This window comes from Pedobacter sp. UYP1, assembly GCF_040547305.1.
Lineage (GTDB): Bacteria > Bacteroidota > Bacteroidia > Sphingobacteriales > Sphingobacteriaceae > Pedobacter.
On record NZ_JBEPPL010000014.1, the window covers coordinates 1 to 12,637 of the forward strand.

General features: G+C 37.6%; 7 protein-coding genes and 1 tRNA gene. 2 read left to right on the forward strand and 6 right to left on the reverse strand.

All coding sequences use genetic code 11. The features are described 5' to 3' along the window. Positions 1–258: 258 nt before the first annotated feature. From ABIB30_RS21515 to ABIB30_RS21540, 6 genes are all read right to left on the reverse strand, one after another. Positions 259–331, reverse strand: a tRNA-Lys gene (locus ABIB30_RS21515). Positions 332–636: 305 nt separating this feature from the next. Further along, a complete protein-coding gene (locus ABIB30_RS21520; RefSeq protein WP_354305110.1) occupies positions 637–1,731 on the reverse strand; it encodes a serine hydrolase domain-containing protein in 1,095 nt (364 codons plus the stop codon). Between the two features lie 50 nt (positions 1,732–1,781). Next, complete coding sequence (locus ABIB30_RS21525; protein ID WP_354305111.1) at positions 1,782–2,237, reverse strand: PaaI family thioesterase; 456 nt, start codon at positions 2,235–2,237, stop codon at positions 1,782–1,784. 72 nt (positions 2,238–2,309) lie between these two features. Further along, entirely contained in the window at positions 2,310–4,700 is a 2,391-nt protein-coding gene (locus ABIB30_RS21530; protein ID WP_354305112.1) for an ABC transporter permease, read from the reverse strand. A gap of 160 nt (positions 4,701–4,860) precedes the next feature. Then, on the reverse strand, positions 4,861–6,345 hold the full coding sequence (locus ABIB30_RS21535) for a hypothetical protein (RefSeq protein WP_354305113.1): 1,485 nt from the start codon (positions 6,343–6,345) through the stop codon (positions 4,861–4,863). Between the two features lie 93 nt (positions 6,346–6,438). Then, positions 6,439–7,311, reverse strand: a complete 873-nt coding sequence (locus ABIB30_RS21540) for an ABC transporter ATP-binding protein (protein ID WP_354305114.1) — start codon at positions 7,309–7,311, stop codon at positions 6,439–6,441. A 430-nt stretch (positions 7,312–7,741) separates the two neighbouring features. Here ABIB30_RS21540 and ABIB30_RS21545 point away from each other — a divergent pair, with 430 nt between their 5' ends. Together ABIB30_RS21545 and ABIB30_RS21550 are read left to right on the forward strand one after the other, a co-directional pair. Further along, positions 7,742–10,861: a SusC/RagA family TonB-linked outer membrane protein gene (locus tag ABIB30_RS21545; RefSeq protein ID WP_354305115.1), complete on the forward strand. Its 3,120-nt coding sequence runs from the start codon at positions 7,742–7,744 to the stop codon at positions 10,859–10,861. 117 nt (positions 10,862–10,978) lie between these two features. Continuing rightward, positions 10,979–12,634, forward strand: a complete 1,656-nt coding sequence (locus ABIB30_RS21550) for a RagB/SusD family nutrient uptake outer membrane protein (RefSeq protein WP_354305116.1) — start codon at positions 10,979–10,981, stop codon at positions 12,632–12,634. The last annotated feature ends 3 nt before the right edge of the window (positions 12,635–12,637 follow it).

Consider the following 12,637-nt stretch of genomic DNA (forward strand, 5'->3'; position numbering starts at 1 on the left):
TTTGCTCGGCTTGACTCAAAATGAAAATTCTCGTTTGATTTAAAAATGCAAAAGAAAGAATTTATTTTATTCCCCCCAACTTTTCCGCTTGATCCATATTTACATTCATTTTGGTGAGTTGAATTAACCAAAATTTACTCACCGAATCACTCACTTTTTTTATGTGATTTAATGCTTATTTTGATATATCCCTGAAACTAAAAAAGCTTGCAATCATATGATTTGCAAGCTTTTACGTAGTTTTGATACTATCTTCTGTGATCCCGCTGGGATTCGAACCCAGGACCACTACATTAAAAGTGTAATGCTCTACCAGCTGAGCTACGGAATCATCATTCTTTTCAGAATAATACTGGAAGCGTTTCCGTTTTCAGTGATGCAAAAGTATAATTTTAAATTGAATAAATACGTTTTAAGTGATAATAAAGCGGGATATTTTGAATTTTGTTGCTAAAGTGTTGAATCCTAGTTACAATAATTTTCATCATTTTATCTCTATTGCCCAGGAAACTGGCTTTACTTATTCATTATCCAGTCAATTTACCCTTTAAAGAAGAAAAACATACCCTGAAAACCGCTTTATCTTCTGAAATATATCACGCGGCACCAAATTTTGACCCTAACAATAATCTTTACCTACTGTGCTAAATAAGCAGAAATCACACTTAACCGCATTTTATTCAGCTCAACAGTATTCGTATTTGATAATAAGATAAAAGTCAATCCTTTATCAATCAAATGCACCCAATTCGCATTATGTCCATATCCAGCACCTTGTCTTTCGGCAAATAATGTATTAATCTTTCCAAATTTCTTTGGATACACCCAGAAGCCGATGGCTACAGAACCCAGGTTTTCATAAGGAGTAAGCATCAGAGCAACAGTTTCCTTTTTGAGAATAGTGTGGTTAAATATCGCCTGATCAAAAATTAATAAATCTTCAGGAGTGGAATACATAGCCCCTGCAGAGAAATGATTATCTATATAATGATTAGTCGGCATATGAATTTTTGTGGTATCCTGGCCATCATTAGCATAACCCTCATCAATATTAACTATGATATCACTGTGGTGCAAATAATCGGTATGCTCCATATGAAGAGGTTTGAGTATCTTTTCCCTTAATACCTCCTCATACGGTTTCTTGTAGATGTTTTCAATGATCTTACCCAGGATAATATAATCCCCATTGCTGTAATTAAATTTAGTACCTGGCCTATCAATCAGCTTCTCAGAACAAAACTTCTGGATAAACTCATCAACAGACCAGATATCATTGCTATAGGCTTCAAAAAGATCCCTCATCTCTTTTGTATCTCTTCCACTACTGTAAGTCAAAAGATTCCGTATGGTCGCCTTTTTAGCCGCTTCGCCCTTATATTCCGGATAATAAGCAGCAATTGTAGAATCAAGATTGATTTTTCCCTCTTCATACAACTGCATAATCAAAACAGCAGTAAAAGTTTTAGTTACAGAGAATATCTTAAACCTTGTTTTTTCTGAGAACTTGATATCATAATGGCGGTTAGCAATTCCAGTATATCTCAAATATTCGACCTTTCCATTTTTTGCGATCAGCACCGCTCCATTAAAATTCTTTCGGATACAAGAATCAAGAACATGATCTACACGCTTGGAATACGGTGCAGCTTTAACAGCAGCAGTTTGTGCTTTTGTGGAAATCACTGCAAATAATAAAAATAAAATGCAGTAGGAGAGGTGTCTTTGCATATAGAAATAATTAAATAGCTAAATTATCAACAGATTATCAGGTGTGTATTTTATGCTCCATTTATTTTATGATCAGTCTTCAGTGCATTAGAATAGCCCCTGGCTAAAAGCCTGTCTTTTTTAAGATCCCATAATTCAAACTGCACATTTATGATCTGCCTGCCAGCTTTAATAACCGTTGTTTTACCTGTAATTACATCTCCAGCTTTTGCAGTAGAGAAATAATCTATGACGTTATTTATCGTCGTGTAAAAATACTCCCTTCCCAGGCTAATAATGGTAGCACCAATCATATCGTCCATAATAGCAGCCGTTACACCACCATGCAACGTACCAATCGGATTGGTCATTTCATCTCTGACAGTATATTCGAAAGTCATACTTCCATATTCTATTTCGCGAACTATTGGAGCCAGCCACAGCATAAATGCAGATGGAGAATTGGTTACTGTTTTTCCAAGCTGATCGATCAGACCCTGCCTGATTCGAGTGGTATCATTTTTCATATAAACCTCCTTTTGAGATTTAAATATACCACTTGGTATTATGATACTTGCTCATTATTTTAAAAAATTAATTTACTCATATTTCAGCGCATCAATCGTATTGGCAACAGCAGCTTTATAAGAACGGATACTAACCGTTATCAAAGTAATCAGCATTGAGATCAAAAAGGCCAGAGCAAAAGGCCAGATACCTAATTCTATACGATAAGCAAAGCCTGACAACCATTTTGAAACCAATAGATAAGCTAGCGGCCAGGCAATGAGGTTAGCCATGAAAACCATCAATAAAAATGAACCGTTCAGCATCTTGACCAATTCGAAAGTTGATGCACCCAATACCTTTCTGATCGCTACTTCTTTGGTGCGTTGAGTAGCCACGAATGAAATTAATCCGAATAGTCCAGTAAAAGATATGAATATAATTACTCCGGCAAAAACCCGGAATAATATAGCCATGATTTTTTCACTTTGATAATAACGGCTAACAGCATCACTAACAAATTGGGCCTTATAAATCTCATTTGGGAAAGTACTATTCCATAAAGCCCCGACCTCTTTCATAGCGGGCATAAGCTGAGCCTGATCCATTTTAATTGCAAACTTATAGTAAGCATCCTTTTGCGGATAAATTATAAGCGCAGAAATAGACTGTTGAAGTGATCTGTCGTTAAAATCCTTAACCACGCCAACAATCGGCATTTTAGTTTCGTTCTGATTGATGATTTTGCCAATTACCTCCTGCGGATTACTAATATTCATCTTCTTCAGAAAGGTTTCATTCACGACATAGCCATTCACGGTATCACTAGTTAAAAATACTTTCCCGGCTATCAATTTTAGATCAAATACCTTAAAATAATCAGCATCTGCAGAAGAACGTCTGATTTCGAAATCCTCGTTTTGCTGTCCATTGTAAGAAAAATTGGTGGTACTCATTTCGTTAGACAATGGCGGACGCTGGCAATAACTAAAGCTTTGAACGCCATTTATTTGCAGTACTCTTTCTTTAAAATTCTTATGTTTTGTCTGCGCAATACTATCATTTGGTACATTCATAATAGCAATAGCATCAGTTTTAAACCCTAATGGTTTTTGATGTACATAGTTCATCTGCTCCAGGATAATCAGTGTGCCAATAATCAGGATAATAGTAATTGAAAATTGGATAACAACCAGAACTTTACGTAGACTCATATTCCCGGAGTTTACTGTGATTTTGTTCTTGATCGCTAAAGCCGGACTAAAACCCGAAATAATTAATGCCGGGTAAAAACCTGCAAGCAAACTCACGATCACTACTAATACAATCAGGAATGCAAAAATTACCGGATGCTCAAAAATGCTGAAAGATATCTGGGTTTTAAATAAACTTTCCATTTGAGGAAGCGCTAATTCCGTTAAAATACAAGCGAATATTAAAGCGATCAATGTAATGGTAAAAGTTTCAGTTAAGAACTGAACGATCAATTGCTTACGTTTACCACCCAGTACCTTGCGTACACCAACTTCTTTTGAGCGGTTAATTGATTGTGCTGTAGTTAAATTAATGAAATTTATACAGGCTGTAACGATTAAGAATAATCCAATTACACCAAGTCCGTACAGTTCGCTTTTAACGGCGTATAATTCTGCAAAATTACCTTGTTTCTCACTAAAATGAATGTCTTTAAGGGCTTGCAGCGCATTAGTCTGGTTACCTTCAATCTTTTTGTCCTGATAGTACTTCTTATTAAAAAGTCTTAAAGGTTCTTTTAAAGCTGCAGCCGTGACCCCATTTTTCAGCAATATATAACACTCTGTTTGTGAACTCACCGAATCCCAACTCTTATTATCCTTTTGGGGGAAGTTCTGGTAGCTGATCATAATTTTAAGCGGAAAACTGCTGTTTTTAGGCATATCCTTAAATACTCCGGTAACTTTCAGGCTCGTTTTCTTACGAAAGACAATGATTTTCCCAATTGCATTTTCAATGGTACCAAAAAAACTCTTAGCAGTTTCTGCGGATAAAGCCACCGTATTAGGTTCCGTAATCACTGTTTCTGGACTACCATTCAGCCAGCCCATTTCAAAAATCTCAAAGAATTCCGGTTCGGCATAATGTACAACTTCTTCTGTCTTTATCCGATCTGCTCCATTCTGGTCTTTCACTTGAATAATACCATTGTCCATTGATATAGTTGCAATTTTTTCTATTCCAGCGAGGTCATTCTTCGCTGCGGCAGATAAAGGTATCGGAACTCCCTGTGTATCATCCTCGAAACTGCTATATTTCCAATGTGTGGTGAATCTGTAAATTCTATCCTGGTTTTTATAACCTTCATCAAAACTCAGTTGATAGCGAATAAAAATAAAGATGAGGATGCAGCTTGCCATTGCAATAGAAAGCCCCAGAATATTGATCAAAGTATAACCTCTGTTTTTCCAAAGGTTTCTCCATGCGATCTTTAAATTTAACTTGAACATATTAGATAGTTATACCTCTGGATTAGCTAATGGTATGCCAACCGTAAATTACTCAATAATACAGTTTAAAACCACTTTTCTTCGGAATAAAGCTTTTGTACTGTTCACGAATGAACAGTTAACGATCGGAAACGTACAGTAAGAAAAACGACAAAAATGCCTATAAATGTCTCGATTGATAGTTTCTAACTATAAAACTGATCAGTAACACAGACACATTTAATCCTGTTAATATAACTGCATAATCTAAGCTGTTTGCATGAAGCATACTACCCAGGTAATCAATAAAAGTCAGTTTATTGATCACTGCATAGGTAAGCATGAAAAATATGATTTCATACAGTTTTTTGCCCCCAGTTATAATTCCGGTACCTGCAGCTAATGAAATGATTAATACCGCTCCATTGATAATATTAATGACAGCATATATATCTGCTAAAACTGCATACCTCAAAATTACAGGTAATGCAAGTACAACCGCTAACAAAATACCGGACAGAATTTGTGCCGGTAATATTCTGAACAATGGCCTGTAAGATGCAAATGTGAAATAATGCAGCCTGTTTGTTTTCTCTTTAGTTGTCAGATCCGACCAGCGTGTAACCTGTAAAAACCATAGAATAGGGAGTAAGTAAGCGTGTGCTATAGTTAAAGGAGCAAAGCACATACTTAGCCATAAACCCATATTAACCAGCCAAAACCATTTGTTCCCTTTTCTAACTAGCAGGAGCAGTTCAGTCTTTATAAAAGGCAAAATACTATAGTCTGTAACCAGAGGAGGCATTAAACTTCTGCTGATACCCTGAGGTGTCAGGTTTAATCCATCAGTTTGCTTTGGTTCAGCTACTACTTTCTTTTTAGTGGCAGACTGTTTGAAATCAAACCTGTGAAAAAAGAAAGAAGAAATATAAACAAGCAGTACACTAATTGCTATCCATAACAGCCGGCTAACCAGAAAAGGCACTTGCCAATGAATTCCCTCGTAAACAAAAATTTTAAACGGTTTCTTGCCACTAAAGATAAAGCCAAATGACGGATCTTGAACACCGGTATGAAATTGAGAACTAATTTCCTGAGCGATACTACTGGTGATCGTTTTTAATCCAAAGGGATCAAGGAGTGTAGCCAGGTTATTGGCCTGCTGCAATTTAATAGAGGCCATTGTCATCCCAAAAAGCATAAAGTAAAGCAGGAATTGCAGCACCGTTCTTTTACCCAAAAACACTTCTGCCAGAATTGCCAGGGCAGAGACTAAAAACATGGCGGGAATTGGTAATATCAGGTAAGGTAAAACGAAATTTGCGAGTATAAAAGGATAACCTGAATCCCTGATGAAAAACATAATTATACTCACAATAAACGTGCAGCAAACAATTGTAAGCAAGACCATTAAATTGCTTAACATTTTGCTCAATAGGTAGTTAAAGTTTGTGATTGAAGTACAGGCAATGATCAGGCCTACTTCAGTTTCAATATCTTTCTTAATGGCGCTATTCACCAAAAGAAAACCATACATAGAAAGCATAACAGTGGCCATGATAGCCGAAACATAACCAGCCCATGCTGAATTATAAGCACCCTTGAAACCTGGAACGTTTAACGTGGTATAACTTGCGGTATGCAGTGGCACAAATAAATAGGCCATATATACCGTGAAAACCAAAGTGATTAAAAAAGAATAACTACGCGTACGTTGTAAATAATCGGCTTGGAGAAGGTTGTAGAAGTATTTCACAGGCTATGCGTTATTTTGAGTTAAAAATAAATAAGCATCTTCTAAACCAACCTTAACAGGAGTGGAGGAAGGCGCAATAGCATTGAAATCGCTAATGTAACGCACGCGTACTTGATCAATATGTCTTGCTGTATCAATTACCCGGTATTTACTTTTAAAGGCAGGAAGTGATGCAGACGCTATAAGAACTTCAAATACTTTATTTTCTGCGTATTTTATAATATCCGGCTGACTGCCTTTCGTAATTAACTTTCCACCTTGCATCACAGCTACTTCATCGGCAATCGTTTCAATATCTGAAACGATATGTGAGGAAAGAATAATGATACAATCATCCGCAAGTTCAGAGATCAACTGACGAAACCTAACCCGTTCTTCAGGATCAAGACCAACTGTAGGCTCATCAAATATCAGGACTTTAGGATCATTTAATAAAGCCTGCGCAATACCGATGCGTTGTTTCATTCCACCAGAATAAGTGCCGATTGGTCTTTTTGCATCAGCGATCAGGTTTACGCCTTCAAGTAATAGCTCAATCCGTTGATTCAGACCCTTTCCACCAATACCTTTCATAGCCGCTATATAACTTAAAAATTCATAGGCATTAAGATTTGGATAAACTCCAAAATCCTGAGGTAGATAACCAAGGATTTTGCGGATATGACCAGGACTCTTCACAATGTCAACACCATCTAAAAACAAAGTGCCTTGCGTTGGTTTACTGATCGTTGAGATAATTTTCATCAGCGTAGATTTACCTGCTCCGTTTGGCCCCAGCAAACCCAGGATTCCATTTTCCAGCGTAATTGAATAATCTTCCAGGCCAGTTTTATGTCTGTTATATTTCTTTGTGAGATTTTTAATTTCCAGTACCATGCGTTAATTTATATAAATAAGACATAGCAGGCAATGTTAAGTTACATCCTGAAAAAAATAAATTAAAGTTTAAAATATCGCGTTTTAAATCACCTATATAAGCTTTCCGAGCACAATACAATTTATTTGACCTGTTATAAGATCAAATTATTTCAAACGCTTGAAATGATGAAAAAGTGGCCTTTAGCACGTTTTTGGAGATTTAGCTTAAACCATTTAGAATGCTGTTGTTTAATTTCAATTCCTAATCAAACTAAAAACCAAATATAATATGACGTATTCTCTAAACCTCTCTCCGGGATGTCTGCATCTCTATGTATCGTCCGCTAATCTCCAAATTAATCAAGCCCTTCCTGTATAAGTAAATCAATAGTCTTTCCAATTTCAAAAATTGGGTTAAACAAGCAAATCAACCAAATATTTAAAAATTATGGATAAACTTTACAGCTATTTTCTTTGTATCTCCCTGTGCTGCTGCTTTTCCCTCACTGCGGGCGCACAACAAAAGATAACAGGAACAGTAAAAGACATTCAAGGTTTACCTTTACCCGGGGTGAGTGTCAAAATTAAAAATACCACAATCGGATCATTCACCAATGCGAATGGCCAGTACAGCATCTCATCTGCCAGCCCAAATGGCGTAGCCATTTTCAGTTTTGTAGGCTATCTTTCTAAAGAACTTTCCTTTAATGGGAAATCGGTGGTAAATGTAACCTTAGATGAAGATGCACAAGGACTTAACGAAGTTATTGTAGTGGGTTATGGCACACAGAAAAAAGTAAACCTTACCGGTTCTGTAGCACAGATCAGCGGCGATGTATTAACGAACCGGCCTGTTCCGAATGCAATTGCAGCACTTCAGGGGATTTCGCCAGGAGTGACCATTACCAGGAATAGCGGTAAACCAGGAGCGGAAAGCTATGGCCTGCGCATCCGTGGTTTTTCGTCTGCGAATGATACCAAAGCCTTGGTTTTAGTAGATGGAGTAGAAATGGATCTGGCATTGGTAAATCCGGACGACATTGAAAATATATCCGTTTTAAAAGATGCAGCCGCAGCTTCTATTTATGGAGCAAGAGCAGCTGGTGGCGTGGTTTTAGTAACTACGAAAAAATCTACAAGTGGTAAAACAAGAATCAACTTTAGCAATAACTATAGTTTGAATATTACTGCCAGACAACCCAAACGATTAAACTCCTGGGATGAACAAGCACTGATTGATGAAGCCAGGTTTAATGCAACAGGAGCGAAGGAATTTACAGATGAGCAAGTAGAATGGCTTAAAAATCCAAACTTTAACTACAGACCAAGCTTAACCGCAGATCGTTGGGATTATTACGCGAATACAGATTGGATTAAAGAAGGAATGGATAAGGTGAATGCCTCGCAAAACTATGCGCTTTCTGTAGGTGGCGGAAAACAAGAATTAAATTACCTGCTATCCGGATCTTACTTTAAACGTGACGGTGTATTGCGTTATGGGCCTGATGACAATTCAAGACAAAATTTAAGACTATCAGTAAATTCTCAAGTCAATAAATATGTAAGTGTAGGTCTGATTGCAGGTTATGTGAATTCAACAATCCATGAAAACTCTTACGATTCAGGTAATATTATAGACTTATTATACCGCATACGGACAAGGCAACCCGTTTTTACACCAGCCGAAGACGTAACAGGTCAGCAATATAATGGTGATTTACAACTGAACCCTATTGATATAGAGAAAAATGCAGGTGTTAAAACCAGCAGTTATGAAAGTTTTACAGGGAAGATCAGTTTAAATATTAAAAACGTAGTTAAAGGATTGGCATTCGATGTATCTGCTTCCAGAAATCAGGATATGTATAACTTAAGATCAGAGAAAAGAACATTAATCTGGTACGGTAAGAGTACAAATACGATAAGAAATTCTATCAATACGCCAAATCAACTTGATGTGACCAAGAATAAAGGTTACCAGGATAACCTGACAGGTCAGTTTACTTACGACTTGCAGCTGGCCGATAAACATAACTTTAAATTGCTTGCTGGTGCCTCATTTGAACAGTACCGTAAGGATGAAATTTCAGCAAGTGCAACCAATATGGTAAGCAATGATTTCTTTAGTCTGAATTTTGGAGATCCTGCGAATAAAACGAATAGTGACAAAATCGAAACCTGGGCTATTGGTTCTCTTTTCGGCAGATTAAACTATAATTATGACGGAAAATATCTCCTGGAAGCAGTAGTACGTCGTGACGGTAGTTCACGTCTGGGACCAGAAAACCGATTCCAGATATTTCCTGCATTCTCTGCAGGATGGCGCATCAGTGAAGAACCATTTTTTAAAAATAATGTTCGTTTTGTAGATAATCTGAAAATACGCGGATCATGGGGACAACAAGGAAACGGTTCTGTATTAGGTCTGTATGATTATATCTCTTTAATCACCAGTGGATTAACCATTACCGATCAGCCAAACCTGGTTTTTAACGGGACAAAAGCGCAGTACTTGTTTCAAAAAGACTTAGCATCCAGAAATAAAACATGGGAAACTGTAGAATCAAGTAACATCGGTATTGACGCCAGTTTATTTAAAAACAGGTTAACTATTACCGCTGAATACTATCAAAAGTATAATAAGAATATGTTAGCCACCTTAAACCTGCCGAGCATTATTGGGGTAGGTATTCCAAGCAGTAACGTAGGTGAATTAAAAAGCTGGGGGTCAGAACTGGAAATAAAATGGAGAGACATCTTCAAAAATGGTGATTACCATATTGGATTCAGCATTGCCGACAATCAAAATAAGCTGACTAAATATGACGGTAAAAACTCTATAGGTTCAGGAGGCAGAGTTGGCTTGTTACAAGGTTATCCACTAAACAGTCTCTGGGGATATAAAACAGACGGCTATTTCCAGACTCAAGCAGAAGCAGACGCTTATAAAGCTAAAGTGAAATATCCATTTTTTGCCAGCCCGGGGCCTGGTGATGTGAAATATAAAGATCTGGACGGCAGTGGAGTGATTGACGCAGGTGGAGGTACACCAGACAAACCAGGAGATTTAGTTTATTTAGGCAATACCAATCCAAGATATACTTTTGGAATCGACTTAGGTGGAAGCTGGAAAAGATTTGATTTCTCTGTGTTTTTCCAGGGGGTACTCAAACGTTCCTTCTTTATTGAAGAAAATACATTGTCGCCAATTCTTGGAACTTCAAACATGCCATGGACTATACATCAGGATCACTGGACGCCAGACAATCCGGATGCCTTTTTTCCACGCATGTATCAAACAAGTGCGCATAATTTCAGGCCTTCTGATAAATGGGTTCAGAATGGAAATTATATCCGCCTGAAAACTGTTCAGCTTGGCTATAATTTTAAAGTGAACAGGAAATATATTCAGAATCTTAAAGTATACTTCTCCGGACAGGATTTATTTGAAAGAACAAAAGTGCTGAGTGTATTTGATCCTGAACTGGGAGATAATGACAAAAATGTAAATGCGTCAACTTATCCTTTTTACCGTTCAGTATCATTTGGAGTAAATATTACTTTATAAGGGAACTATCATTAAAATAAAATGCAGAGATGAAACCATCATGATTTTTCAAATTACATAAAGAAATGACTATAAAATCATGATAGCCTCATAACCGCTAACAAACAATATAGACTGATGAGAAAATATAACATACTACTAATCTTTGTTCTGCTGGTTACGTTACTTAACCTGAGCTGTAAAAAGCTGGACAGATTACCAGAAACATCTTTTACAGATGATCAGTTTTGGAACACTGAAAATGATTTAATAAATGCAGCAAACAGGATGTATCAGCAATTGATTGGTTATACCGTAGATAATCGCGGAGATGACAATGTGAATCAGTCTGGTTTAAATGTGGTCAGTAATGGTAACCGTGGTGTTGCAGGTACCAGTGATGACTGGACAGTTCCGTACAGGCAGATTTTTACAGCAAATAATATTCTCGAGAAAGCAGGGAAAGCACAAGTTACCGATGCGATCAAAAACAGATACTTTGCAGAAGCTCGTTTTTTCAGGGCTTATGCCTATGCCGCTTTAGTGCAAAAGTATGGAGATGTGCCGTTGCTGTTAAAAACACTGACTATTGAGTCACCAGAATTAACGATGCCGCGTACTGAACGCTCAAAAGTGGTGCAATCTATTTACGATGACCTTGATTATGCGGCGCTTTGGTTACCAACCAGGGCTGCATTACCAGCTGCTCAATATGGAAGAGTGACTAAAAGTGCAGCCTGGGCCTTAAAAGCAAGAGTCGCACTGGACGAAGGTACAAGAGGCAAGTTCTTTAACACGCCAAATTATCAGCAAAACCTTCAGCTTGCCGCACAAGCAGCAACCTTAGTCATGGGGCAGGGGCATATGCTTTTCGCTAATTATCAGGGAATGTTCACGCATGATGGTGAAGGAGCTGGGAATACAGAGAATGTTTTTGTAAAGCTATATGGTTTAACAGCCGCATTAGGTTTAACGCATAATACCTCGCGTGATCTGGAAAATGGAAGAATTGCACCTACTCGTAATTTAATCCGCATGTTTTTATACAAAGACGGTTTGCCAGCTTACAATACTGACAATACCCCGTCAACCACTAAATCTACCTTTTTTGTGAATGAAAAGGACGAGGTAAGTTATAATACCATTCTGGATAACAGAGATCCGAGGATTACCACTTTAGTTTATAGAAGTGGGGAACAATCTTATCAGAGAGCTTGGGTGCCAGGGACTTCTCTAGGAACAAGATCAGCTTATGCCGCAAAGAAAGGATTTAATCCGGCCGATTGGACAACGAATAACAATGCGACTGTCCATAAACCATTGATCCGTTATGCAGAAGTTTTATTAATCTATGCAGAAGCAAAGTATGAGATGGATGGAGCAATCAGCGATGCAGATCTAAATCTGACCGTCAATGCGCTAAGAACAAGAGCCGGTTTACCCGTTAAATTAACCAATGCCTTTGTGACCACGAATAACCTGAGCATGCGCGAAGAAATCAGGAGAGAAAGAACTGTAGAACTATGTCTGGAAGGTTTCCGTTACAACGACTTGTTGCGCTGGAAAATTGCAGAAACTGTTTTGCCGAAAACTTTGCTGGGTGCTAAGTATAATGTGACAGAATGGGTGGGTACTACGGCTGCGTCTTTGAATCTGAATGCAGATAAAGTTTTAATAGTGGAAGATGCCAGTAAACGAACTTTCGATCCGAAAAGAGATTATTTATATCCTGTTCCATTGCAAGAAATCTCATTGAGCGGAAATAATGTAGTACAAAATCCCGGTTGGAATTAATCT

Coding starts and splice junctions, on each gene's coding strand:
- ABIB30_RS21520 (WP_354305110.1), bottom strand. CDS start 1,731: ATGCAAAGACACCTCTCCTACTGCATTTTATTTTTATTATTTGCAGTG.
- ABIB30_RS21525 (WP_354305111.1), bottom strand. CDS start 2,237: ATGAAAAATGATACCACTCGAATCAGGCAGGGTCTGATCGATCAGCTT.
- ABIB30_RS21530 (WP_354305112.1), bottom strand. CDS start 4,700: ATGTTCAAGTTAAATTTAAAGATCGCATGGAGAAACCTTTGGAAAAAC.
- ABIB30_RS21535 (WP_354305113.1), bottom strand. CDS start 6,345: ATGGCCTATTTATTTGTGCCACTGCATACCGCAAGTTATACCACGTTA.
- ABIB30_RS21540 (WP_354305114.1), bottom strand. CDS start 7,311: ATGGTACTGGAAATTAAAAATCTCACAAAGAAATATAACAGACATAAA.
- ABIB30_RS21545 (WP_354305115.1), top strand. CDS start 7,742: ATGGATAAACTTTACAGCTATTTTCTTTGTATCTCCCTGTGCTGCTGC.
- ABIB30_RS21550 (WP_354305116.1), top strand. CDS start 10,979: ATGAGAAAATATAACATACTACTAATCTTTGTTCTGCTGGTTACGTTA.